Source organism: Pseudomonas sp. 11/12A, assembly GCF_000800055.1.
Taxonomy (GTDB): Bacteria; Pseudomonadota; Gammaproteobacteria; order Pseudomonadales; family Pseudomonadaceae; genus Aquipseudomonas; species Aquipseudomonas mohnii.
This window is the reverse complement of the sequence record NZ_JUGV01000001.1, coordinates 2,205,106-2,228,929: the sequence shown is the minus strand read 5'-3', so window position 1 is coordinate 2,228,929 and position 23,824 is coordinate 2,205,106. Positions and strand designations below refer to the sequence as shown.

The 23,824-nt window shown below is 59.4% G+C and carries 28 protein-coding genes; 9 read left to right on the top strand and 19 right to left on the bottom strand.

Going from position 1 to position 23,824, the window contains the following annotated elements; translation table 11 throughout:
- Positions 1-21: 21 nt before the first annotated feature.
- Genes GQ39_RS10270 through GQ39_RS10260 form a run of 3 tightly spaced genes read right to left on the bottom strand, consistent with a single transcriptional unit; the run spans position 22 to position 3,663 of the window.
- Positions 22-1,182 (bottom strand): NAD/NADP-dependent octopine/nopaline dehydrogenase family protein, encoded by a 1,161-nt coding sequence (locus tag GQ39_RS10270; RefSeq protein ID WP_047529478.1) that lies wholly within the window; start codon positions 1,180-1,182, stop codon positions 22-24.
- 28 nt (positions 1,183-1,210) lie between these two features.
- On the bottom strand, positions 1,211-2,254 hold the full coding sequence (locus tag GQ39_RS10265) for a PLP-dependent cysteine synthase family protein (protein WP_047529477.1): 1,044 nt from the start codon (positions 2,252-2,254) through the stop codon (positions 1,211-1,213).
- Positions 2,255-2,268: 14 nt separating this feature from the next.
- Positions 2,269-3,663: a Y4yA family PLP-dependent enzyme gene (locus tag GQ39_RS10260; RefSeq protein WP_047529475.1), complete on the bottom strand. Its 1,395-nt coding sequence runs from the start codon at positions 3,661-3,663 to the stop codon at positions 2,269-2,271.
- Positions 3,664-4,265: 602 nt separating this feature from the next.
- Here GQ39_RS10260 and GQ39_RS10255 point away from each other — a divergent pair.
- The 4 genes from GQ39_RS10255 to GQ39_RS10240 all read left to right on the top strand — a co-directional run bounded on the left by GQ39_RS10255 (position 4,266) and on the right by GQ39_RS10240 (position 8,376).
- Complete coding sequence (locus GQ39_RS10255; protein ID WP_047529473.1) at positions 4,266-5,156, top strand: HpcH/HpaI aldolase/citrate lyase family protein; 891 nt, start codon at positions 4,266-4,268, stop codon at positions 5,154-5,156.
- 25 nt (positions 5,157-5,181) lie between these two features.
- Positions 5,182-5,583 (top strand): ParB N-terminal domain-containing protein, encoded by a 402-nt coding sequence (locus GQ39_RS10250; RefSeq protein ID WP_047529471.1) that lies wholly within the window; start codon positions 5,182-5,184, stop codon positions 5,581-5,583.
- A gap of 109 nt (positions 5,584-5,692) precedes the next feature.
- On the top strand, positions 5,693-7,933 hold the full coding sequence (locus GQ39_RS10245; RefSeq protein WP_047529468.1) for a TonB-dependent receptor: 2,241 nt from the start codon (positions 5,693-5,695) through the stop codon (positions 7,931-7,933).
- A gap of 68 nt (positions 7,934-8,001) precedes the next feature.
- A complete protein-coding gene (locus GQ39_RS10240) occupies positions 8,002-8,376 on the top strand; it encodes a fe2+ zn2+ uptake regulation protein (RefSeq protein WP_047529467.1) in 375 nt (124 codons plus the stop codon).
- A gap of 93 nt (positions 8,377-8,469) precedes the next feature.
- Here the strand turns inward: GQ39_RS10240 and GQ39_RS10235 are convergent, their stop codons facing one another.
- From GQ39_RS10235 to GQ39_RS10195, 9 genes are all read right to left on the bottom strand, one after another.
- Complete coding sequence (locus tag GQ39_RS10235) at positions 8,470-8,676, bottom strand: hypothetical protein (protein WP_047529465.1); 207 nt, start codon at positions 8,674-8,676, stop codon at positions 8,470-8,472.
- A 174-nt stretch (positions 8,677-8,850) separates the two neighbouring features.
- On the bottom strand, positions 8,851-9,135 hold the full coding sequence (locus tag GQ39_RS10230; protein ID WP_047529463.1) for a hypothetical protein: 285 nt from the start codon (positions 9,133-9,135) through the stop codon (positions 8,851-8,853).
- Between the two features lie 204 nt (positions 9,136-9,339).
- Positions 9,340-9,570 carry a hypothetical protein gene (locus GQ39_RS10225; RefSeq protein WP_047529461.1) on the bottom strand — a complete coding sequence of 77 codons (231 nt, stop codon included), beginning with the start codon at positions 9,568-9,570 and terminating at the stop codon, positions 9,340-9,342.
- 131 nt (positions 9,571-9,701) lie between these two features.
- The gene (locus tag GQ39_RS10220; protein WP_047538699.1) at positions 9,702-9,923 is read right to left on the bottom strand and encodes a hypothetical protein; all 222 of its coding nucleotides are present in this window, start codon (positions 9,921-9,923) and stop codon (positions 9,702-9,704) included.
- 71 nt (positions 9,924-9,994) lie between these two features.
- The gene (locus GQ39_RS10215; RefSeq protein ID WP_047529459.1) at positions 9,995-11,014 is read right to left on the bottom strand and encodes a DNA topoisomerase IB; all 1,020 of its coding nucleotides are present in this window, start codon (positions 11,012-11,014) and stop codon (positions 9,995-9,997) included.
- Positions 11,015-11,090: 76 nt separating this feature from the next.
- Positions 11,091-12,170, bottom strand: coding sequence for a molybdenum ABC transporter ATP-binding protein (modC, locus tag GQ39_RS10210; RefSeq protein WP_047529457.1), 1,080 nt, complete (start codon positions 12,168-12,170; stop codon positions 11,091-11,093).
- 3 nt (positions 12,171-12,173) lie between these two features.
- Positions 12,174-12,854: a molybdate ABC transporter permease subunit gene (gene modB, locus GQ39_RS10205; RefSeq protein WP_047529455.1), complete on the bottom strand. Its 681-nt coding sequence runs from the start codon at positions 12,852-12,854 to the stop codon at positions 12,174-12,176.
- A complete protein-coding gene (gene modA, locus GQ39_RS10200; RefSeq protein WP_047529453.1) occupies positions 12,855-13,622 on the bottom strand; it encodes a molybdate ABC transporter substrate-binding protein in 768 nt (255 codons plus the stop codon).
- Between the two features lie 142 nt (positions 13,623-13,764).
- The gene (locus GQ39_RS10195) at positions 13,765-14,829 is read right to left on the bottom strand and encodes an NAD(P)H-dependent flavin oxidoreductase (protein ID WP_047529451.1); all 1,065 of its coding nucleotides are present in this window, start codon (positions 14,827-14,829) and stop codon (positions 13,765-13,767) included.
- 314 nt (positions 14,830-15,143) lie between these two features.
- On the opposite strand from GQ39_RS10195, the gene acuI reads away from it, so the two are divergent.
- A complete protein-coding gene (gene acuI, locus GQ39_RS10190; RefSeq protein ID WP_047529449.1) occupies positions 15,144-16,127 on the top strand; it encodes an acrylyl-CoA reductase (NADPH) in 984 nt (327 codons plus the stop codon).
- 76 nt (positions 16,128-16,203) lie between these two features.
- Here the strand turns inward: acuI and ada are convergent, their stop codons facing one another.
- From ada to GQ39_RS10175, 4 genes are all read right to left on the bottom strand, one after another.
- Positions 16,204-17,268, bottom strand: coding sequence for a bifunctional DNA-binding transcriptional regulator/O6-methylguanine-DNA methyltransferase Ada (gene ada, locus GQ39_RS10185; RefSeq protein ID WP_047529447.1), 1,065 nt, complete (start codon positions 17,266-17,268; stop codon positions 16,204-16,206).
- A gap of 87 nt (positions 17,269-17,355) precedes the next feature.
- Complete coding sequence (alkB, locus tag GQ39_RS10180; RefSeq protein WP_047529445.1) at positions 17,356-18,021, bottom strand: DNA oxidative demethylase AlkB; 666 nt, start codon at positions 18,019-18,021, stop codon at positions 17,356-17,358.
- A 130-nt stretch (positions 18,022-18,151) separates the two neighbouring features.
- A complete protein-coding gene (locus tag GQ39_RS33000; protein ID WP_090469670.1) occupies positions 18,152-18,322 on the bottom strand; it encodes a hypothetical protein in 171 nt (56 codons plus the stop codon).
- Between the two features lie 35 nt (positions 18,323-18,357).
- Positions 18,358-18,660 (bottom strand): DUF1883 domain-containing protein, encoded by a 303-nt coding sequence (locus GQ39_RS10175; protein WP_047529442.1) that lies wholly within the window; start codon positions 18,658-18,660, stop codon positions 18,358-18,360.
- 212 nt (positions 18,661-18,872) lie between these two features.
- Between GQ39_RS10175 and GQ39_RS10170 the strand changes: the two genes are divergently transcribed.
- Positions 18,873-19,229: a hypothetical protein gene (locus GQ39_RS10170; RefSeq protein ID WP_047529440.1), complete on the top strand. Its 357-nt coding sequence runs from the start codon at positions 18,873-18,875 to the stop codon at positions 19,227-19,229.
- 72 nt (positions 19,230-19,301) lie between these two features.
- Complete coding sequence (locus GQ39_RS10165; RefSeq protein WP_047529438.1) at positions 19,302-19,532, top strand: hypothetical protein; 231 nt, start codon at positions 19,302-19,304, stop codon at positions 19,530-19,532.
- Between the two features lie 12 nt (positions 19,533-19,544).
- Here GQ39_RS10165 and GQ39_RS10160 read toward each other — a convergent pair whose 3' ends face one another.
- Together GQ39_RS10160 and GQ39_RS10155 are read right to left on the bottom strand one after the other, a co-directional pair.
- Positions 19,545-19,826 (bottom strand): hypothetical protein, encoded by a 282-nt coding sequence (locus tag GQ39_RS10160; protein WP_047529436.1) that lies wholly within the window; start codon positions 19,824-19,826, stop codon positions 19,545-19,547.
- Positions 19,827-19,955: 129 nt separating this feature from the next.
- A complete protein-coding gene (locus GQ39_RS10155; RefSeq protein WP_047529434.1) occupies positions 19,956-20,144 on the bottom strand; it encodes a hypothetical protein in 189 nt (62 codons plus the stop codon).
- Positions 20,145-20,437: 293 nt separating this feature from the next.
- On the opposite strand from GQ39_RS10155, the gene galU reads away from it, so the two are divergent.
- Both galU and gorA read left to right on the top strand, forming a co-directional pair.
- Positions 20,438-21,277 (top strand): UTP--glucose-1-phosphate uridylyltransferase GalU, encoded by an 840-nt coding sequence (galU, locus tag GQ39_RS10150; protein ID WP_047529432.1) that lies wholly within the window; start codon positions 20,438-20,440, stop codon positions 21,275-21,277.
- Between the two features lie 131 nt (positions 21,278-21,408).
- Positions 21,409-22,767, top strand: a complete 1,359-nt coding sequence (gorA, locus tag GQ39_RS10145; protein ID WP_047529430.1) for a glutathione-disulfide reductase — start codon at positions 21,409-21,411, stop codon at positions 22,765-22,767.
- Here the strand turns inward: gorA and GQ39_RS10140 are convergent.
- Positions 22,764-23,777: a DNA-binding protein gene (locus tag GQ39_RS10140; RefSeq protein ID WP_047529428.1), complete on the bottom strand. Its 1,014-nt coding sequence runs from the start codon at positions 23,775-23,777 to the stop codon at positions 22,764-22,766. The two genes, gorA and GQ39_RS10140, sit on opposite strands and share 4 nt — an antisense overlap.
- Positions 23,778-23,824: the final 47 nt, after the last annotated feature.

Here is a 23,824-nt window from a genome sequence, read left to right as displayed (position 1 = left end):
TCGAAAAATTGAATGAATGGGTCAGGCGGCGGCGGTTGCCGGGCGTGGCCAATGGCTGGGGAAGTAGTCGAGTGCCGAGTCGCGCAGGCCCTGCATGTAGCCAACGCTCCACTGCAAGACTTCTTCGATGTAAGGCACCTTGAGGTCGAAGCGCCTGGCCATTTCCACCAACAGCACCAGGCCGTAGGCGATGTCTTCGTTGAAGGCCCGGCTCTCGCGTTCGATCACGTAGCCGGCGCGGTTGTCGGCGGCTGGCACCATCGGCGCGAGGATGTCGTTGTAGGCCTGATTGGTGCGCAGAATCGCCAGCATGCTGCTCTGGTCGCGGATTTGCTCGCCGTAGGCGTCGACGATTTCCTGTTTCAGGGATTTGACCGAGGACAGGTCGATGCCCAGACGCTGACTGATGACCGCGCACAACGCCTGGCTTTCCTGATCCATGCGTTCGAGGAAGTAGGCGCCCAGTTCCGGGCACTCGGTCCACCAGCACATGGGTTGCGGGAAAATCTTGCGGTGCCACTGGCCGTAGGGGCCGATCAGTCCGTAGATCACCGAGCTGTGCATGATCGGGTTGCCCGGGGTCAGGGTGATCTCCAGGTAGTTTTCCAGCATCGTCACACAGGGGCCGTACAGCCGGGTCAGCATTTCCTGCAGCTGTCGGCGTGATGCCTGCGACTCCCTGGCATGGGTCGCCACATACAGCTGGCTTTTGCCGCCGCCCATTTTGATCGAGCGTCCCGGCGCCAGTTCGAACGCGGTATGCGGGACATCCTTCATGCCCCAGATCACCAGGTTCGGACGGTCGGGCAGGGTGGCTTCGGCCAGCCAGTCGAAACCGCAGAAACCGGGAATTGCACCGATGTATACCGGTTTGCTTGCACTCAGATGCGGCGCGATGGCTTGCAAGGTTTGCGGTCGGGCATGGGCAGGCACGGTGATGATGACGATGTCGGCATCCTCGACGGCTGTCCTGGCATCGGTGGTCACGCGATCCAGTCGGGCCTCCAGTGTCGAACCGTCGGGCAACAGCGCCCGCATCGGCGTCTGGCGGGCGTGCCGTTCGATGATCTCCTGATTGCCGGTGAGCATCGAAACCTGAACATTGGGCAGTTGTTTGAACAGGATGGCGTTGAGATGGCCGGTCCTGCCGCCACCACAGATGGCGACTTTCAACACATTCATCGAGCGGTGCTCCTGTGTGGTGGGTGAGTCATGCGACGCTCAATTGCAGCGGTGCGGAGAAGGATTCCAGCCATTGGGTCTTGCCCAGCCAGGCATCCAGTTGCGGCGCAATGCCTGGATCGATCAGATCGCGTTCTTGCAGCCATTTCTCGTCGAACACCGTGTGCAGGTATTTCTCGCCGCCGTCGGCGATTGGCACCACTACGTTGCCGGTCAGCACGCCTTTGTGGATCAGTTCCAGCGCCTTGAAGATCGCACCGCCGGTTGAGCCCCCCACTAACAGGGCGAGGTTGCGCGCGATATAGCGGGCGGTTTCGAAGGCCTGGGAATCGGTGACTTGCACACCCAGGTCGATGCAGCTGTAGTCGAGCACCAGGCCGACGGTGTCGCCGGCCGGCGTGCCGGTGCCTGACTGGTAGTAGGGATAACCGGGATGGCCGAACACGATGGAGCCGGCCGGTTCCACCGCCACGGTGATGGTGTCCGGGTTATGCAGTTTCAGGCCGCGAGCGATGCCGGTCATCGAGCCGCCGGTGCCGACGCAGCCGACATAGGCGCCAATCACGCCTTCAACCTGGGCGATGGTTTCGCGAACGAAATCACTGTAGCCACCCGCATTGGCCGCATTGTCGGACTGATTCATGAACACGGCACCGGGAATGTCGCTGGCCAGTTCGGCGGCGAGTCGTTGCCGCTCGACCACCGCGACTTCATCTTCGCGATAGGTGCCTTTGACGAAACGAATGTCCGCACCGAGCGCCTTCATCACGGCGATCTTGTCTTGTGCGGCGTGGTGATCGACCACGGCGATGAAGTGCAAACCAAACTCGACCGCTGCCATGGCCAGACCAATCCCGGTGTTGCCGGAGGACGATTCGACGACCACGCCGCCGGGTTTCAGTCGACCGGACTTGAGCGCCGCCAACACCATATTGCGTGCCATGCGATCTTTGATGCTGCCGCCGGGGTTGTTCTTTTCAATCTTCAACAACAAACGCGCATGGGTATCCGGAACTTCGATGCCCAACATCGGCGTGTTACCTATAAGATCCGAAGTCTTATTCAATATCATTTCAACTATTCCCTTTAGTAGTCAGGTGAAAACGCATAGTTACCTTCCGTACAACAGGTCGCCGTCAACCGCCGGGGCAGGGGATGGCGATGAAACTCGTTTTCCAGCAAGTCCATCTGATAACCAGCGGTATTGACGTAAATCAATAAGTCGCCTGGCTGTGGTGCAGTCGAGAAGTTGATCAGGCGGTGACTGATAACGTCATCGTCCAGGCAACTATGGCCGGCGATATAAGCTTGCGTCGGGGTGTGGGGTGGGGCGTGTGAACTGATCAGGATCGGATCAACCAGGTATTCAGAGGCAAACCAGGTTTCGCACGCGCTGAAACTACTGCCTTCAACGAAGATGACGGTTTTTTTGTCGGCGAGTTGCTTGGTGCGGGTGACGCGAAACAATGAAATCGCCGCTTGATCGACGAGACTCCGTCCGGGTTCCAGCGCCAGGGTTATATTCTGCAGTTTTAAATAATTGGATATGGACAGTCCGGGTGAATGCTCGGCCTCCAGCAATAATGTCAACCATTGTGGCGCCGTCAGTTCTGCGCCGTAGGGATAATAAGCGTCGGGAACTTTTTGGTTGTGATAATGGCTCGGTTGATTGTCGTGCTGTAAGAAACGGGCATAGGTCTGCGGCTCGACATAACGAATCGGCAAACCGCCACCGATGTCGATCATCTGTGGACTCAAGCCCATTTCCCGAGCCGCCTCGACGAACCCGGTGACCTCACGTAACGCTTGTGCGCGGGATTCGAATCCATAGCCGCCCAGATGAAAATGGAAACCCTCGAAGTGAAAAACATCAGTGCTTCTGGTCAGCCGTTGAAGACTGTCGAGCAAGTCTTGCGCGTTCATGCCGAAGCGGCTCTGCGGGCTGCTTTTGGGCCTGTAACGCAGTAAAACCCTGGCTTTTGTGAGGGGGCGCCGTGCTTCGACAGTGCTTTGCAGATGATCGAACTCTTCCAGCGAATCGACGCAAATCAGTGAACCTGCGCTGACCAGTGCCTGATGAAATACGGCAGTTTTGGCGGGTCCCGTGGCGCAGATTTTGGCGGCGGGTGTACCGGCCCGGAGCGCCGCTTGCAGTTCGTGGATGCTCGACACATCGACGCCGATCCCCGAATTCGCCGCTGCGCCGAGCATGCTCTGGGACTTGTTGGCCTTGGCGCCATAGAAGATGGCGTAAGGCACGTTGTAGCGTTTCAACACGGCCAGAAGAGCTTGTGTATTTAATTCAAAGGCATGGGGCCAAACCAGATTCAAGGGTGAACCATGTTGTTTGACCAAGTCATCCAGCGTACCCGGGAACTTGTTGATCAGCGTGGAAATGACTGGGTCGATCAGCGGTTTTAACATGTCTGGCTGATGAACTTTAGTTAGTTGTTCGGCAGGCAGTGAATTTGCTATAGGCATCGTTAACCCCTGGCGTCGAAAACAACGTCGCCACTGATAGGTTGATAACTGTTTGCTATCGGAATCTTTTGCTAATTAAAAGCATGGTTTAGACATTCGGAGGCGGATGCCAGGCGATATCTGAAGTTGGATGGTTAACGCCGATCGTAATAAATGGATCACAAAAAAATCGCATTGGAACCTCATTCCATAAGTTCTGTACGGACGATCCTATTGGCCACCCGCTTATGGGCAATGCCCTGTAACTGGCCTGCAACTGAGATTCAAATGACATCACTGGCCTGTACTTCCCGAGGTGCTGAAAACGTGCTTTGAAGCGAGGGTAGTTCCTCTTGGCGGAGCGAACAATATTGCGAACGAGAACTATTATCAAGTATGGTTTTCAAATATTTTTGAATAACGACCGCCGCAAGGCCACTCAATGAACGTGTATTTACACGCTCAAGGAAGCGGTCGCCCCGAAATAAAAAAGTCCTTTAATGCCTTGATCCCCAAGGCGTTAAGGGTTGTTGCAAGAGGCCCCGGGCGAGCACCCGGATCTGCCGCTACGGGGCCGGAAAATGTTCAGAAACCACGACTGGTTCACGCCAAGGAGCAACGCCATGCAATTCGATCGACTCAACAGCAAGGCCCCACTCGCGATCAGCTACCTGTTCGTGCCGGGTAATCGTCCCGAGCGCTTTTCCAAAGCGGTCGAAGCGCGGCCCGATGCGATCATTCTCGATCTTGAGGACGCCGTGCACCCGGACAGCAAACCGGCCGCCCGCGCCGCCATCTGGGCCTGGCAGGAAATAACGCCGAGCGTTGCCTGCGAGCGCTACATTCGCCTCAACAGCGTCAGCAGCACGTTGTTTCGCCAGGACCTGACCTGGCTCAACGACATGCGCTTCCCGCAGCGCTGCAACGGGATTTTCCTGCCCAAGGCCGAGTGCCCCGAGGTCTTGAGCCGAGTGGTCGAACGTCTGCGGCAGTGGCAGCCGACGCTGAAGATCGTCGCAATCATCGAGACCGCCAAAGGGCTACAGCAGGTCGAATCAATTGCGGCGATCCCCGGCCTGGCACGCCTGGCGTTCGGTTCACTGGATTTTTCCCTCGATATCAACTGCAGCCAGATACCCGAGGCGTTTCTGTTCGCCCGCAACCGCATTGTGCTGGCTTCGCGCACCGCCGATTTGCCGTCGCCGATCGATGGTGTCACGCCGGCGATCAGCGATTTGGCGGTGGTCGCCGGGGACTCGCATTACGCGCGTTCGCTGGGTTTCGGCGCCAAGCTGTGCATCCACCCCGCGCAACTGGACACGGTGCAACGCGCCTTCCTGCCGGACTCGCGCCAGCTGGCCTGGGCCGATCGGGTGATGAGCGCGGTGGCCACGGGCAGTCACGCGGTGCAAGTGGACGGTGAGATGGTCGATTTGCCGCTGATCGAGCACGCGCAGCGCCTGCTCGATGTCGCCCGCCAGCACACGCCCATTGCCCGTGTCGATGCCTGCTGAACCCTCGGCCAATCAGGAGATCATCATGGAACAGGGTTATCAGATTGCGTTGCGGCCACTGTGCCGGGTGCTGCAGTCGGAACAGGTCGATCCGGCCAATGTGACGATGTTGCGTGAATCGATCGTTCGTGCGGGACATTGGCTGGAACCGATCATCGTCGAGCGCTCGCGAGGCATCGTGATGGACGGTAATCACCGCTTCAACGCCGCGTTGCAACTGGGCTTGAAGCGGGTGCCCTGTATCCAGCTCGATTACACCGATCCGCGGGTCTGTGTGCGGCATTGGCAGACAGGGCAGGCGTTCGAAGTGGCGCAGATATTCACCACCATCGCCCGCGGTGAACTCTTTCCCTACAAGACCACCCGGCATGCGTTCGACCCCGCGTTACCCATGGTGGCGATACCGCTGGAGCGGCTGTACGCCTGACCCTCGCCGGGCCCATCCAAAAAAACTTTTCCGGGGGTGATACTTTTTCGTCAATCGACTGGCAATAGGAGTGATTACCATTTCCACTTGTTGAAAGGATCTCCACGTCATGCCTGTTGTCAGTCGTCCCAGCGGTGAGCGCGTGCTAACGCTTGCCATGCGTACCGCCATGCTGAATTTTCTTTTGGTCGCAGGAAGCGCCAGCGCCTGGGCCGCCAGCCCCGAGCAACAAGACGTTGCCGCCGACCCGCGTTCTAACGTCGCACCCGCCACGCCGGCCGATGACAGCCCGGACGCGCTGACGCTCGACACCACTCACATCAACGCTTCCTACAGCGGCCCGACTTCGTTGCCGGAAACCTTCGCCGGTGGCCAGGTTGCACGGGGAGCTCGCCTGGGCATGATGGGCAACAAGGATGTGATGGACACGCCGTTCAGTGTCACCAGTTACACCGCCAAGACCCTCGCCGACCTGCAAACCGTGACCGTCGCCGATGCGCTGGAGCGTGATCCTTCGGTGCGCTCCACCGGTCAAACCGGCGGTATCGTCGATTCGTTTTTCATTCGCGGCTTCCCGATCGGCGAAGGCAATCTCGGCGAGCTGGCGTTCGACGGGGTGTATGGCGTAGCGCCGAACTATCGCGTGTTTACCGACTACGCCGAACGGGTCGAAGTGCTCAAGGGGCCAGGGGCGTTGATGTACGGCATCTCGCCCAACAGCGGCGTCGGCGGCGTGATCAACATCGTGCCCAAGCGTCCGCTGGATGAAGACTTGACGCGGGTCACCACCACTTACGCTTCGGATTCCCAGGTGGGTGGTCATCTGGATCTCAGCCGTCGCTTCGGCACGGACAATCAATTTGGCGTGCGCTTCAACGGCAACCTGCAGGGCGGCGACACGGCCATTGACGATCAGCACCGCGACCTCGGTATCGGCGCCATCGCGCTTGATTACCGTGGCGAGCGCTTGCGCCTGAACCTCGATTACATCAGCCAGAAAGAGAGTTTCGAGGCAGCGTCGCGGCCATTCACCGTGGCGCCGGGCATCGATGTCCCGTCCGCGCCGAATGGCCGCACCAACCTGCCGCAGGACTGGGGCTGGTCGGACACCAAAGAGCAGTCGGCCTTGCTTGGTGGCGAATATGACCTGACCGACACGGTCACTGTGTTTGCCCACGCCGGTGGCGGCAAATCCGATGTCAAGCGCCTGTCCGACCAGGTGCCGAGAATTCTCAACGACGCTGGCGATACCAGCAATATTCCGGGCTACTACAAGTTCAACGTTGATCGTTCAACGGCGGACGCGGGTATCCGCGGTGTGTTCGCCACCGGGCCGATCACCCACACGACCACGCTGATGGCGACCCAATATCAGGATGAGCTGTCCCGGGGGATCACCAACGGCACCGAGATCCGTTCGAACATCTATCACCCGATCGAGGTGCCCAAGCAATACATCAACTCACCGAAGGTGCTGCGCATCTCCGAATCGGAACTGTCAGGCGTTGCGCTGACCGACACACTGTCCATGCTCGATGATCGTTTCCAGTTGACCCTTGGCTTGCGTCGGCAGGACATCGAATCTCGCAACTACAACGCAGCGGGTTCGGTCAGTTCGAAATACAACGAAAGCGCCACCACGCCTCTGGTCGGCGTAGTGGTCAAGCCTTGGGAAGACGTTTCCCTCTACTACAACTATGTAGAAGGCTTGAGCAAAGGGGATATTGCACCGGGGACGGCGGCCAATGCCGGCGAGACATTCGCGCCTTACGAATCGAAGCAGCATGAACTCGGTGTGAAATACGAACACGGCACCTTCATGACGACCCTGGCGTTGTTCCAGATCGAGAAACCGAGCGGAGAAATCGGCGCCGGTAACGTGTTTTCGGTGCAGGCCGAACAACGCAACCGCGGGATCGAGTTGAGCATGTTCGGCGAGGTGGCACCGGGTACTCGCCTGATGGGTGGCGTGACGTTGCTCGACGGCGAATTGACCGATTCGGCGACAGCCGCCAACCGTGGCAACAAACCGGTCGGCGTGCCAGACGTGCAGGCCAATCTGTGGGCCGAATGGGATACGCCATGGCTTGAAGGGTTCACCCTCACCGGCGGTGCGATTTATACCGACAGTCAGTACGTCAACCAGGCCAATACCCAGGAGCTCGACGCCTGGACCCGTTTCGATGCCGGCGCCCGTTATACGACGAAAATCGAAGGCCGGCCGACGACTTTCCGCGCCACGGTGCAGAACGTGTTCGATCGTGAGTACTGGTCGGGCGTTGCTTCGTATGGCGCGTTTTCGCCAGGTTATCCGCGGACCTTGCAACTGTCCGCGACGGTCGACTTTTGACGCACAAGGGCAGGCACAGCCGTGAGGCTGCTGCTTGCCCTGTTTCATTTGTGAACAGGAGTATTCGCATGCTGGACAACCATGGATCCACCTCAATTGACCGGTGTCGTCCGTTTCAGGCCACGACCCATCAACTTGCTCTGGTATTTGATTCCAGTGCGAATCGCCATATCCGTGAGATGTTGCGAGTTTACGGACTGCGTACCAGTCTCTTTCGTTTGAAGGTGATCAATGCACTGGTCCAGGCTACTCGGGAGGGACGCTTGCCAGGCGTGCGGGGTGTGCATGCTGACATACAAGCCTCCTCCTCGGAGCTGACGATTGTCAGTGTGCGCGAAGTACTCAAGCGCCTTGCCGGGGTGGGCGTCATCGTTTCTCAGCCGGATAGAACGTACCGCTTTACCGACGAGGCGTGGGAAATGCTCAAACCCCATCTTGGATAAGCATCCCCGCGCATGGGGCATGCGGCGCACCTTGAAGGGGGGGGGAATGAAAAAGCCCGACGTCGGGGTCGGGCTCTGCACGATCAACAGTCTTCAACGGTTCACATCATCGGGCGGCGCTGCCTTGCGCCGATCCGGGCCTGCTGGATTGCCCGTGTTTATCAGCCTTCTTTCCAGCAGAATATTGTGCAGCGCTTCGCGGTCCGACGGGTTCAACTGGTGCTCTCGCGCTTTGAGTTCCAGCAGGATGGGGCTGGACCACTGACGATAGGTGTGTTCGGCACTACGCGTGGGTGACATCGCTTCCTCCTTGATCAGGCTCCTGCCAATAAAGGCACCGCAGTTCGATACGTTTGAGACCCTAGTCGAGGAAACTGACTATCGCCACTGCAGCGTGTCGGACATCAGCCTCGCGAGTCCGCCGGATTGTGACCCATGAAATTCGGGCCGATGTGATCGGCCCGAATTTTTTGTCTAGACGTAAGCCTGACTACCAAAGCCCCGTGGCAATCTTTGCCGTCCCGCCATGGCCGACAACCGTTCGGTCCACGCCTGGCGCCAGTCATTGACGATATGCACGACTTTGGCTTTGCGGGCGGCGCGACGTGCCGCATTACGTTCGTTCCGGCGTGCTTCCTTGAAAACTTCGGTGTTGCGGCAGCTTCTGCATTTCACCCGGTTGAGTTCGCGGGTCGAGGTGAGATTGGTGCCTTTGTGACCGCAGGCCAAATGCCCGCTGACTTTGAAGTGAGTGACCATCAGAACGTCTCCTTGGTGACGTGTAAGCGTTTGACCACTCACGGTCGAGGACGTTCGGTCGTGACCCGGACACAAAAAATCCCGGCGCAAGGCTGGGCAGGGGGGATGGAAGGCAATCAGGCAGGCTCGCAACCGGTGACGATAACGTCGCCGATCATGCCTGCTGCACCGGGTCGCGCCTTGGCATCGAATGTGCGGATCGAATCATCTGAACCGTGGCAGGGGACGCTCGACAGGTTTGAGCGAAGACAGGGTGTTGCGAATCAGCGGCGTATCCTTTTCGATGTCGTTCAGGCGATCACGAATTCTGAGGGCTGTCGGATGTCCGCCTTGATGATCGACCCAGTCGGCGATTTCCTTGCACGCCGCAGCCAAACGAACCTGGCGCGAGTCGAGCAGGGTGAGCAGGGTGGTGATGGACTCTTTTTCGGACATGGGAAACACCTCCGCTTAAGAAACCTGGCAGTTGGCAGTAAAAAGCCCGCTGGAGGCGAGCTTTCTACCGGTGGGGCGCTGATCCTTCAGCTCCTTTGAGTATAGACCCGTATAGGGCACGCTAGAGCTCATCAGCCTTGACGGGCCATGACGTGTGACCTGGCATTGAGCTGCCGGCAAACGTGCCGGGCGTCTTCCTCGAGATCGTAACCGTCACCGATGAAGCCGTGGGTTCGGGTATCGGCGATGCGATACCAGACGGCGGCGTCAGGAGGCGGGTGAGCGGTTTCTCCGGCCCGGCGGCCATGAATGATGATCTTGTTGCATCGCTTCACGACGAAAATGTCTTCCATGGCGTCACCGCAGCTGATTCGTTTACACATCAACTATAGAAGTCATTTGCAATCGTGCAAAAAATAGACAGTCAATTCGTCGGCTCAGCCACCAGTTTCTCCAGCAACATGGCCAGTCCGACTTCCTCGGCACGCAGGCCTTTACGCATCCGCGGCCTGGGCAACTGCGCCAATGTACCCAGCACAAAGCCTTCGAGCACCGCCGGATGGATGTAGCACTTGCGGCACACCGCCGGTGTATTGCCCAGCTGTCGGGCGACGTTTTTCACCATCTCCACCACATGCCGTTTCGCCTCCGATTCCGGTTGCCATTGCAACTCTCGCAGCACCGCAAGGGCGAGGGCGCTGCCGGCCCAGGTGCGGTAGTCCTTGGCGGTGAAGTCGGCACCGGTCAGGGTTTGCAGGTAGGCGTTGACGTCGGACGAGGTAATGCTGTGTCGCTCGCCGTTTTCATCGAGGTACTGAAACAGGTTTTGTCCGGGGATCTCCTGGCAGCGCTTGATGATGCGTGCCAGTCGCCGGTCTTTGACGGTGATCTGATGTTCGACGCCACTCTTGCCACGAAACTGGAACAGGATCGCACTGCCGTTGATCTCGACATGCCGGTTGCGCAGCGTGGTCAGGCCGTAGGAGCGGTTGTCCCGGGCATATTGAGTGTTGCCGACGCGGATCAGCGTGGCATCGAGCAAGGTGATGACCGTGGCCATGACCTTGTCGCGGCTGAAGCCCGGCGCGGCCAACAAGGCTTCCAGCTGTTTGCGCAGTTTCGGCAAGGCCAGGCCGAAATCCCGCAGGCGCGAATACTTGTCCAGATCGCGAACTTCACGCCAGCGTGGGTGATACCGGTACTGCTTGCGCCCCCGGGCATCACGGCCGGTGGCTTGCAGGTGCCCGCGCGGGTCGGCGCAGATCCACACGTCGGTGTAGGCCGGCGGCACCGCGAGTGCGTTGATGCGCCGGATCTCGTCCGGGTCGGTGATGCGTTGCCCCGCCGGATCGAAATAGCAGAACTTGCCGCGCTGTTTCTTGCGACGGATTCCGGGTTGGGTGTCATCCACGTAGTGCAGGTCGGACGGCAGCGCATCGGGCATGGCGATTGTCCTTGGCGAGGAGTCAGGGGGCCGTTAAAGGCATTGACCCCGCGTCGCCTCAGTCGTGCCAATGCCTTTACGCGAGCACCGCCACGGCTTTGATCTGCGCCCAGAGTTCCTGGCCGGGACGGATGTTCAACTGGTCGCGGGAGAAGCGGGTGATACGCGCCAACAAAGGGGTTCCCGCCGCGTCGAGACGGATCAGTACATGGGCGGCATTGTCGGCGCCCATCTCGCTGACCACAGTGACCGGCAGAAGATTGAGGATGCTGCTGTGCTCGGCGCTGTGCAGGCTCAGGCTGACATCCCGCGCCTGAACCTTGCAGCGCAACGCCTGGCCCGTGGCCATTGGCGTGTGCGCCACGCGAATGTTCAAGGCCGTGTCGGGCAGTTGCAGGGTGAGCAATTGATAGTGGCTGTCATAGGCACAGACGCGCCCCTCAATCACCACGCCGGCGTCGTCGCCCAGCGCCAGAGGCAAGTCCAGGCGCGCCAGGGTTTGGCCGATCGGACCGCTGGCCAGCGCCTTGCCGTTGCTCAGCAGGACGAGGTGGTCGGCCAGGCGCGCCACTTCATCCTGGGAGTGGCTGACATACAACACCGGGATGTCCAGTTCGTCGTGCAGTCGTTGCAGGTACGGGAGGATTTCGCTTTTGCGCTGGGCGTCCAGCGCCGCCAGCGGTTCGTCCATCAATAACAGTTTCGGGCTGGTGAGCAGCGCGCGAGCGATGCCGACTCGCTGGCGCTCGCCGCCCGACAGGTGTTGTGGATGGCGATCCAGCAGGTGGCCGATGCCTAACAGTTCGGTTGCGTGGGCCATGTCGACCCGACGCTGCGGTTTCGGGATACGTTTGAGCCCGAACTCCAGGTTGGCCAGCACCGACAAATGCGTAAACAGACTGGCCTCCTGAAACACGTAACCCAGGGCCCGCTTGTGCGGCGCCACGAAAATCTTCCTTTCGCTGTCCTGCCAGACTTCATCGTTGACCTGGATAAAGCCTTGATCGGCCTTTTCGAGACCGGCGATGCAGCGCAGGCAGGTGGTCTTGCCGGAGCCGGAATGGCCGTACAGTGCCGTGACACCACGGCCGGGCAGTTGCAGGTCGACATCGAGGTGGAACCCCGGGTAACTCAATTTCAGGCGCGTTTGAATCATGGCTCAGCTCCAGCCGGCTTTGGTTTTACGGCTGGAGTACAGCGCCAGCAACACCGCAAAGGAGAACACCAGCATGGCCCCGGCCAGCCAATGGGCCTGGGCGTATTCCATGGCTTCGACGTGGTCGTAGATCTGCACCGAGACCACTCGGGTTTTATCGGGAATGTTGCCGCCGATCATCAGCACCACGCCGAATTCGCCGACCGTGTGGGCGAAGCCGAGGATGGCGGCGGTGATGAAGCCGGGGCGGGCCAGCGGCAGGGTTACGCTGAAAAAACTGTCCCAGGGATTGGCGCGCAGGGTCGCGGCCACCTCCAGCGGGCGGGTGCCGATGGCGGAAAAAGCGTTTTGCAGGGGCTGGACCACAAACGGCATCGAGTACAGCACCGAGCCGATGACCAACCCTGCGAAACTGAAGGTCAGGGTGCCCAGCCCCAGCGATTGGGTGAAGTGGCCGACAAAGCCGTTCGGGCCCAGCGCCAGCAACAGATAAAAACCGATCACCGTGGGCGGCAGCACCAGGGGCAGGGCGACGATCGCCCCGACCGGGCCGCGCAGCCAGGATTGGGTGCGCGAGAGCCACAACGCTATCGGAGTGCCGATCACCAGCAGGATGACGGTCGTCAGGGACGCCAGTTTCAGGGTCAGCCAGATGGCGGAAAAATCGGCACTCGATAGCGTCATTTAGAGTTGGTAACCGTAGGACTTGATGATGGCGGCGGCTTTCGGCCCTTTAAGGTAGTCAACCAGTGCCTTGGCAGCCGGATTGTCCTTGCCTTTATTGAGGATCACCGCGTCTTGTTTGATCGGGTCATGCAGGTTGGCCGGAACGATCCAGGCCGAACCACTGGTGATTTTACCGTCCTTGTAAATCTGCGACAGCGCGACAAAACCCAACTCGGCATTGCCCGTGGAGACAAACTGATAGGCCTGGGTGATGTTTTGGCCTTCAACGATCTTGTCCTTGACCTTGTCGGTCAGACCTTCCCTGGCCAGTACCTGGGTGGCCGCCAGGCCGTAGGGTGCGGCTTTTGGATTGGCAATGGACAGATGCTGGTACTGATTGTCGCTCAGGACCTTGCCCAGGGCATCGACGTAGCCTTCCTTGGCCGACCACAAAGCCAGGGTGCCGACGGCGTAGGTAAAGCGCGAGCCCTTGACCGTGTCGCCTTCGTCTTCGAGTTTTTTCGGGGTGGTGTCGTCCGCCGAGAGGAACACTTCGAACGGCGCGCCATTCTTGATCTGGGTGTAGAACTGACCCGTCGCGCCGAAGGCGGTCACCAGCGTGTGACCGGTGTCTTTTTCGAAGCCCGCCGCGATGGCCTGGATCGGCGCGGTGAAGTTGGCAGCGACCGCCACCTGGACTTCGCCCGCCTGGGCGGTGCCAAAGGCGAACACCGCGAGAAGGCTGGTCAGGCAAGCAGGGGCGAAACGTGAGGCGCTAAGGGACATGAAACGGCTCCGTGGCAGGCATTACATAGAGGGGTAACGCTATATATCAGAATATATAGCGAAATGCCTGCAAACGGAACTTGGGGGCATTGGACTGTGGCAAGCCCCCTTCACCACAGGTTTGTGTTGGCTTGAGGAATCGTCAGCGCCCAAGCAATTTCGCCAACCCTTCTTCGGCAAGTCGCCGGGTCAACGCTGCCGTGGTCATTTCCACACCCAAAGGGAATGCCTGTCCGGCCCAGAGATTGCTGAAATCCGCTTCGCCCTTCGCCCGCAAAGGCATCAACGCGCCGCCAGCGAGGGGAAAGGCCGGTGCCTTGTCGCTCATCGGCCCCAGTTCACGCATGACCCGATTGAGGATGCCGCGCGCCGGGCGTCCGGTGAAAATGTTGGTGACGGCGGTCTCGCTCTCCCGGGCCGTACGCAACGCCTGGTGATGAGACGCACTGACCTTGGCTTCCGACGTAAACAGATAGGCTGTACCCACTTGCACCGCCGAAGCGCCCAACATGAAGGCTGCCGCGACACCTCGCGCGTCGGCAATGCCGCCAGCGGCAATCACGGGTACTTGCACCGCATCGACGACTTGCGGCACCAGGGCAAAGATCCCGACCTGGCTGCTCAGGTCATCACTGAGAAACATTCCGCGATGTCCTCCTGCCTCGTAACCCATGGCGATGATCGCGTCGCAGCCATGTTGTTCAAGCCAGATGGCCTCTTCGACGGTGGTGGCCGAAGACACCACCTTTGCCCCGGTGGCTTTTACCCGATCCAGCAAGGATTTTTCCGGCAGGCCAAAGTGAAAACTGACCACTTCGGGGCGAAACGCTTCGATCACCTCACAGGCCGCGACATCGAAGGGCGCGCGGTTGGACACCGGCGTCGGCGCATCAAAGTCGACGCCCAACTCCCGGTAATAGGGTTCCAGCAGGTTTTTCCAGTCACGCGCGCGTTGCTCATCGGCAGCCGGCGGCTGGTGACAGAAGAAGTTGACGTTGAACGGGCGTGAGCTGTGTTGACGAATGGTCGTCAACTCGGCGCGCAATTGCTCGATGCTCAGCATGGCGGCGGGCATCGAGCCCAGGCCGCCGGCATTGCTTGCCGCAATCACCATGGATGACTGGGTGGCACCGGCCATGGGGGCTTGAATAACGGGCAGCTCGATCCCGAACAGATCAAGAATACGGGTGTCTGGCCATGGGCTCATTTTTGAGGTCTCCGACGTTGAAACCGGGCAGGGCGGTTCAAGCGGTTTTGTAGCAGCAATGACTGTCCCGAGGCCAGTCTTGTTTGACGCTGAATCAGCGGTGAAGCAGCCCGCCAGCGGCGCCAAATGAGCGATGGGCCCGGCAGCGGTTCGCGGCGGGCGGGGCCAGCCGACCTGACCAGCGGAAAAAGCATCGCCGCAGGTCATGGAAAGGCCCCGAGGTTTTATCGATTGGCTTAAAGTCGAATGCGGCATTTTTTTGCGATGTGGTATTTAATTCAAGCCACAACAAATAATCACACCAGGAGACAGTCATGTTCCAAGGTATTTTGATCGAGAAAGACGACAGCGGTTACCGGGCCACACTGCAGCAGATCCATGACGACCAATTGCCCGAGGGCGATGTGACTGTACGTGTCGCCTACAGCACGCTGAATTTCAAGGACGGCCTGGCGATCACCGGTAGTAGCCCGGTGGTGCGAAAATTCCCGATGGTGCCAGGGATCGATCTGGCGGGCACTGTCGAAGTCAGCGGGCATCCGGACTACAAGGTGGGTGACAACGTCCTGCTCAATGGCTGGGGGGTTGGTGAGGGGCATTGGGGCGGCCTGGCGCAGAAGGCACGCCTGAATGGCGACTGGCTGATTCCGCTGCCCAAGGCGTTTACCGCCGCCCAGGCGATGGCCATCGGCACGGCGGGCTACACGGCCATGCTGTGCATCCTCGCGCTGGAGCATAACGGCGTGACGCCCGAGCAAGGCGAAATCCTGGTGACGGGCGCTAATGGCGGCGTAGGCAGTTTCGCTATCGCGCTATTGAGCAAACTGGGTTATCGCGTGGTGGCGTCCACCGGCCGTACTTCGGAACACGACTACCTCAAGCAACTGGGGGCCAGCGAAATCATCGACCGCGCCACGCTGTCCGAGCCGGGCAAGCCCCTGGCGAAGGAGCGCTGGGCTGCGGTCATCGATTCGGTCGGCAGTCACACCCTGGCCAATGCCTGCGCGAGCACCAAGGCCAACGGTACGGTCGCTGCCTGCGGTCTGGCCCAGGGCATGGACTTCCCGGCCTCTGTCGCGCCGTTCATCTTGCGTGGCGTGACCCTGGCGGGCATCAACAGCGTGACGCAACCCAAAGCCAAGCGGGTCGAGGCGTGGAATCGTCTGGCCCGGGATCTGGATTTTGACCTGTTGCCACTGATCAGCCACGAAATCGGGTTGAGCGAAGCGATTGAAGCGGCGCCACGCTTGCTCGCCGGCCAACTGCGGGGCAGGGTTGTCGTCGACGTCAATCGCTGACAAACCAGCCATCCAGCCTGTGGTAGATCTCGTATGGGAACGCGTTGCCCTGCAGGATCTACCGCCGTGTTTGCCGTTACTGCGCTTCCCGTTCCAGCAACTGCCGTTTGCGTTCCACGCCCCAGCGATACCCCGACAGATTGCCATCGCTGCGCACCACGCGGTGGCAGGGAATCGCTACCGCCAGGCTGTTCGCGCCACAGGCTTGAGCCACCGCGCGAACGGCTTTTGGCGCGCCGATTTGCCGGGCGATATCGGCGTAGCTGGCCGTGCTGCCGACGGGAATGTCCCGCAGGGCTTGCCAGACCCGCTCCTGAAACGCCGTGCCACGCACGTCCAGAGGCAAGTCCAGGCCCAGTGCCGGGGCCTCGATGAAACCCACAACCCTGGCGATCAATTGCTCGAAGTCTTGATCGGCACCGATCAGATTGGCCCGCCGGAACTTGTCCTGCAGATCGCGCACCAGCTGCTGCGGATCGTCCCCCAGCAGAATGGCGCAAACCCCGCGTTCACTCTGCGCCACCAGAATCGCGCCCAGGGAACATTGGCCAACGGCAAACCAAATGTCGTTGTTCTGGCCGGCCGCGCGATAATCCGCAGGTTTCATGCCCAGAAGTTGATCCGCCGTTTCATAAAAACGGCTGTTGGAGTTGAAGCCGGCGTCGTACAGCGCGTCGGTTACCGAACCGCCATCCGTCAAACACTCCCGAACCCTGCGAGAACGATGGGCAGCGGCGTAACCCCTGGGCGTCAGGCCGGTGACAGCCTTGAACACACGATGAAAGTGAAAACTGCTCAGTCCCGCTGTTTCGGCCAGTTCGTTCAAGGCCGGAAGCGTTTCCGCGCTTTCGATCTGCCGGCAAGCGGCGGCCACGGTGGCGGCATGCTGCGCGGCCACGGCGCTTTGATCCTTCGCCACGCGTTTGCTCGGACGATAACCTGCTGCTTGTGCCTGTTCGGCCGTGTCGAAGAACTCGACATTCTGCGGTTTCGGCAAGCGCGCCAGGCTACTGGGATTGCAGTAGATGCCGGTGGTTTTCACGGCATAGACAAATTGCCCATCGGCGTGCGGGTCGCGAGCGACGACGGCGGCCCAGCGGGGGTCGAGTTCAGCGGTGTTTTTTGTCGTATGGCTTGTCATGGCGGGAAGTCCGTTGGCCTGTTTACGGCAGATTAACCACGTCGGCGTGCCGTCACACTCCGGTGCTTGCGGTCAAATTCGACAGGTTCATCCCGCCGTGCGGAAGGTGAAGTTGATCCGCTGTTCACCCAGCAGTGAATGCTGGCCTTCCTTGATGGGCAGGACACCGTGATAGCGCAAGCGATCGACGCCGCCCCAGACCACGATGTCGCCGTGCAGCAGCGGGACACGCTGGCTTTTATCGCCGCGTTCAAAACCACCGAACAGGAACATTGCCGGCAAGCCGAGCGATACCGAGACGATTGGCGCGGCGTAGGTGCATTCGTTTTTGTCCTGATGCAAAGACATTTTCGCCCCCGGGAGGTATCGGTTGATCAGGCAGGAGTCGGGGAGAAACTCGCTGAAACCAGCCTCTTGCGCGGCGGCCTGGGCCAACTGCAAGAAAATCTCCGGCATGTCTGGCCACGGCTGGCCTGTCTGCGGATCGTGGCGCGTATAGCGATAACCGCTGCGGTCAGTGGTCCAGCCCAAGGCGCCACAACTGCTCAGGGCGACCGACATGGTAAACCCGCCCGGCGTGATCATCTGCCGAAACGGTGCCGCAGCCAGCACAGCCTCGAGTGCCGGCAGCAAACGTTCCAGCCAGGGCAGGGCAAAGCCTCTCAATACGTATGACTGTTCGCCGATCTGCTCGCGCCGGGACTGCTGCACGGGTTCCGCGTCGGCGAACAGATCAGGGGTGGTCGGTTTCATGGTGATCCATGATGCATTGTGGAAATAATGCCTGGGGTATGCCGTTTTCTTTCGCTGTGCAGGCGAGGGATGCCATGACGCGAATGATCAACGCCGGGAGCAGACATCCATGTTGCCGCTCCACAGGGTGTTACAGCGCTTTGCTGACGCTGATCTCGCTGATGACGTCTTCGCTCTGGCCGTGAATGGCTTCCAGCGCGGCTTTGGCTTCTTCTGCCGTGCCGTTTTCAAGCTGGGCGAACTCGAAGCGACGTTCGCCGTTAAGCTTGTATTTGATGACGTATTTGGTCGTTTGGGCCACGGTCATACCTGTCTGTGTGCGGACTGGGGCGTCACTCAGCTCAATTTCGAGCTGGTGCGGCGGATGATTTTGATTGAATGAGTCAGGGTCGGTTTACGGGTCACGCTGATCGCCCGGCGGTTGACCGTGTCGATGGTGATGTTCCAGAAACCGGTGCTCGGCGCGGTGATGCGGGCCGGAAAGGTGTCGAACGCGCCACCGTGGTAGGTATGACGGCCGCCATTCTTGAAGCTGCGGAAGTTGGCGTCGTTCATCAAGCGGATGTTGCACATTTGGGAGCATTGGATGACGACGATGTCGTCTTCGTTGAGGTGCTCGCGCTGGTGTATAAATTTCATGGGCGCCTCCAGAAGGGCTTTTTCTACAAAATCAAAACGATAGCAATGGGCGATTGGCGCAGTTTATCAGCCCGCAGGCGTTATTATCGGGTCGTTGAGGTCCGATTTGGCAATAAAAAACCGATATCGGGCAATCCTTGGGCATTAAATGCAGTGTGCCTTGGAGAAAAACAGCGTCTTTGCTGTCGGAGGGTCTTTATTGGAGGTTTTATATGAAGTGGGGTGCGTGGGTCCTGCCGTTGTTTCTGGCAATCAGTGGGTGTGCAAGTGTCGCGGAGATCAGCGAGACCCTGCCCACCATGAACGTGATTTCAGGCAAGAAGCCCCATGAGTACGCGCAATGCCTGAGCGAAAAGCTCGCCAGCAGCCGTGGTGCCTTGCAGATAGAAACGCATAAAGAGGACGTTCGAGTCATCGTGCCGCAGAAGTTCTCGTCCGGGCCGGCGGCCGTGTTCGATATCGAGCATCGCTCCGGCGGCAGCAGTATCAAGCTGCATGAGCGTATTTCCAACGTGCCCCTGCGCCCACGGGATGTGCGCGACGCTGCCACCGAGTGCATTTCCGGCTGATACAATACCAACGGTCAGCACCGATGCCGTCAAAGCAAGACTTTGGCGGCATTGTCATTTCTGGAGTCGAGCATGAAGCGAGAGCAAGTACGGGAGCGCCATTCAAAGGGGCAGGTCTCTGGCACCCACGTGATTCAGAACCCGGCAGACCCGGGCGAATGGATCGTTTTTTTCAAGAAAAGCGGAGGGCGCAGTTTTTTCCTGGTGGACGACAACGATGAAGTGGAATCCTTCAGTCGCCTCGACGACCTGATCGAAACGGTACGGGGCCTGGGTATCAAGTTCGCCGAAATCCATATGTAAAGGCCGCACGCCTTACTTGCAGACCACCACCACGCTGCGATTCTTGTAGTTGCCGACGTCGACGCCCAGGGTTTTGTCGCTTTCCTTGGTGGCAGGCGTGCCATCGGTGCCTACAATCCGGTAACCGGTGCCGGCGCAGGAGGCGTCGGCCTTTTCGTAGCAGGTGGCCCAGGAGTTGGCTTCCCCGGAACAATCGATGGCCAGACCCTGTTCGCCGTTATTCAAGTACGTGGTTTGGGATGTCGCACAGCCACTCAGGGCCAATACCGCGATCAGTGGCAAAAATTTAGTCATGTCGTTGTCGTCGTCAAAGAGGTGGGCAAAAGCTGTGACAGCGCCGGCAGCAAAAGGTTATAGCGATAGGCCACTTGTTGCCGGTTTTCATGAAAAAGCCCTGCGCAATGGCAGGGCCTTGGGTGCCGCTCAGTTCTTGTCCTTGCCGCGTCGCTTGGGATCCGGGTGCTCCAGCTCCAGCACCGACGCCACTTCGATCGCCATGGCTTCGGTCGGAAAGGGCCCGGCAATATTCTCACCGGCAACACTGCCGACCCACCATTGTCCGTCCATTTCTTTGTTGATCAGGAAACCGTTGACGCTCTTTGCTGCCGACATCTATCTGCCTCGTTGGCTGGTTCAATCGCGCCATGATAACGCCAAATGCACGCATCGGGTGCGGATGGGCGTATGGTGGGCCGATTGCCCGTTCAGATGACAAACCGTGCAAGTCTGGCAGTGTCTGCTATCAATAACAGGTTGCTGAGCAATCTGCGGAGCTCCCAGCGGAACTATCCGCTGAAATATTTCTCTATGATGGCATCGGTTAGCCAGTGCGGGGCATTGTAAGGTGCTCGCTGCCTGATTAGACTGCGCCGAAACTCGTACACACAGCCCTTTCAAGGACTTTTATGATCAAGAAATGCTTGTTCCCAGCAGCCGGTTACGGTACTCGCTTCCTGCCAGCGACTAAAGCCATGCCCAAAGAAATGCTGCCGGTGGTAAACAAGCCACTGATCCAGTACGGCGTCGAAGAAGCTCTGGATGCCGGTTTGACCGAGATTTCCATCGTTACCGGTCGTGGCAAGCGCGCCCTGGAAGACCACTTCGACATCAGCTATGAGCTGGAAAACCAGATCAAGGGCACCGACAAGGAAAAATACCTGGTCGGTATCCGCCGCCTGTTGGATGAGTGCTCGTTCTCCTACACGCGCCAGACGGAAATGAAAGGTCTGGGCCATGCAATCCTGACCGGTCGCCCGCTGATCGGCGACGAACCGTTCGCCGTGGTGCTGGCGGATGACCTGTGCGTCAACCTGGAAGGTGACGGCGTACTCAAGCAGATGGTCAAGCTGTACAAGCAGTATCGCTGCACCATCGTCGCAATCATGGAAGTCGACCCGCAAGAAACCAGCAAATACGGCGTGATTGCAGGCGACCTGATTGGTGACGATCTGTACCGCGTGCGTAATATGGTCGAGAAGCCAAAACCGGAAGATGCCCCGTCGAACCTGGCGATCATCGGTCGTTACATCATGACGCCGGACATCTTCAGCCTGATCGAACAAACCGATCCGGGCAAAGGTGGCGAGATCCAGATCACTGACGCCCTGATGAAGCAGGCGCAGGACGGTTGCGTGATTGCCTACAAGTTCAAGGGCAAGCGCTTCGACTGCGGTGGCGCTGAAGGCTACATTGACGCGACCAACTTCTGCTTCGAGAACTTCTACAAGACTGGCAAGGCTTACTGATAGCGCCTGAGCTGCTTGTACTGAAAAAGCCACCTACGGGTGGCTTTTTCATTTTCTGGCCCTATATCGAGAGCAGTGCTTGCCCAACCCATGGCGGCAGGTATGCTGATGGCCTGCCGAGGAGATAGAAAATGGCCTACGATTTTGACCTTTATGTGATTGGTGCCGGTTCTGGTGGTGTGCGGGCTGCCCGATTTGCAGCCGGTTTCGGCGCGAAAGTGGCCGTGGCCGAGAGTCGCTACCTGGGTGGTACTTGTGTCAACGTCGGCTGCGTGCCGAAAAAACTGCTGGTCTACGGCGCGCACTTCGCCGAAGACTTCGAACAGGCTTCGGGTTTTGGCTGGAGCCTGGATGAAGCGCAGTTCGATTGGGCGACGCTGATCGCCAACAAGGACCGCGAGATCAATCGCCTGAACGGCATATACCACAACCTGCTGGTCAACAGTGGCGTGACCCTGCACGAAGGTCACGCCAGGATCGTCGACCCGCACACGGTCGAGATCAATGGTGAGCGCCACAGCGCCAAGCACATCCTGATCGCCACCGGCGGCTGGCCGCAGATTCCGGAGGTTCCGGGGCATGAGCACGCGATCAGCTCCAACCAGGCGTTTTTCCTCAACGAGCTGCCCAAACGTGTGCTGGTGGTCGGCGGTGGCTACATCGCCGTCGAATTCGCGGGGATTTTCCACGGTCTGGGTGCGAAAACCACGTTGCTGTATCGCGGCGAACTGTTCCTGCGCGGTTTCGACGGTTCGGTGCGCAAGCATTTGCAGGAGGAGCTGACCAAGCGCGGCATGGACCTGCAATTCAATGCCGACATCGAGCGCATCGAAAAACAGGCCGACGGCAGCCTGAAGGTGACGCTCAAGGACGGCCGGCACCTGGAGGCTGACTGTGTGTTCTACGCCACCGGCCGGCGTCCGATGCTGGATAACCTGGGGCTGGAAAACACCGGGGTGACACTCGACAAGAAAGGTTTCGTGGAGGTGGATGAGCAGTACCAGACCGCTGAGCCGTCGATTCTGGCGCTCGGTGATGTGATCGGTCGCGTCCAGCTGACACCCGTGGCACTGGCCGAGGGCATGGCGGTGGCCCGTCGCCTGTTCAAGCCTGAGCAGTACCGTCCGGTGGATTACAAAATGATCCCGACGGCGGTGTTCAGCTTGCCGAACATTGGCACCGTCGGTTTGACCGAAGAAGAAGCGCGCGACGCGGGGCACGATGTGGTGATCTTCGAAAGCCGTTTCCGGCCGATGAAGCTGACCCTGACCGAATGCCAAGAGCGCACGCTGATGAAACTGGTGGTGGATGCCAAGACCGACAAGGTGCTGGGCTGCCACATGGTCGGTCCGGAGGCGGGTGAGATCGTCCAGGGCCTGGCGATTGCCTTGAAGGCTGGCGCCACCAAGCAACACTTCGACGAGACCATCGGCGTGCACCCGACGGCCGCCGAAGAGTTCGTCACCATGCGCACGCCGGTTGCCGGCTAATCGTCCTTGGCGGTGTCTGGCGCTGTCGCAACGGCAGCCGCCAGACGCTCGCTTTCTTCCAGTTCTGCCTGTGCCTTGATCAATTCGATTTCCAGCGACTTGTTGATCTGCAGCTGTTCATCGACGTTCTGTTTCAGCGACTGACTTTCCAGCAGGGCGATGCGCAAGCGTTCCTGGAGGAGGGTGCGTTCGCCGTCAACGCGATTGGCCTGTTCCAGTAACTGATCCTGGCGACTGTTGCTCTGCTTGAGCTGCTCTTGCAGCGAACTCAGCTCGCGCAGGGTTCCCCGGTTTTCGGTCAGCAGGCGCTCGTTGTCGCGGTGCAACTGGGTGATTTCATCCTGGCGCACCAGGGCGCTCTGCTGAGCCTGGCGCAATTCCATCTGCAACTGCTGCACCTGACTTTCATGGCGGCTGTGTTCCTGCTCGCGCTGCTCTTTAACGGCGTTGCGGTAATGCTCCAGCGCGTCGCGGGCATGCAGGTGTTTCTCTTCCAGCGAGCGGATCTGCTCGTCCTTGTCTTGCAAGCGCAATTCGAAATCCGCCAGTGCCTGGTTCAGTCCGGCATTGCGGGTTTGTTCGGTCTGCAGCATGGAGCGGGTGCTGTGCAGGGCCTCGGATTCCTGGGCCAGTGCCAGGCTTTGGAGTTCGTAGTGCTGCTGCAATTGCGTATTGGCCTGCTCGGCCTCGTGCAGCCGGGTTTCCAGGTCCTTGCGTTGCTGTTCGAACTGCTCGCGGGCCTGGTCGATGGGTTCTTGTGCCTGTTCCTTCAGGCGTTGCGCCAGTCGTGACACCAGGGCCAGCAACTCATCGTCGATAGGCTCCGGCGCTTCCGTGTCATCAGGTTGAGTGCCTTCCCCCAGTTCTTTCAGATAGCGATGGATCGTGGTCTTGGAGCCCGTATTGCCCATCTCGATCCGTACTGCATCGATGCTCGGGTTTTCGCCACGGGCGAGGATCGCCAGACGCGCGGCTTGAACCACTGCTTTGTTAACGCCGCCACGGGCCATGATTACTCCTACGATTTTGATGTGTGGTACGTAATGCCGTATTACGC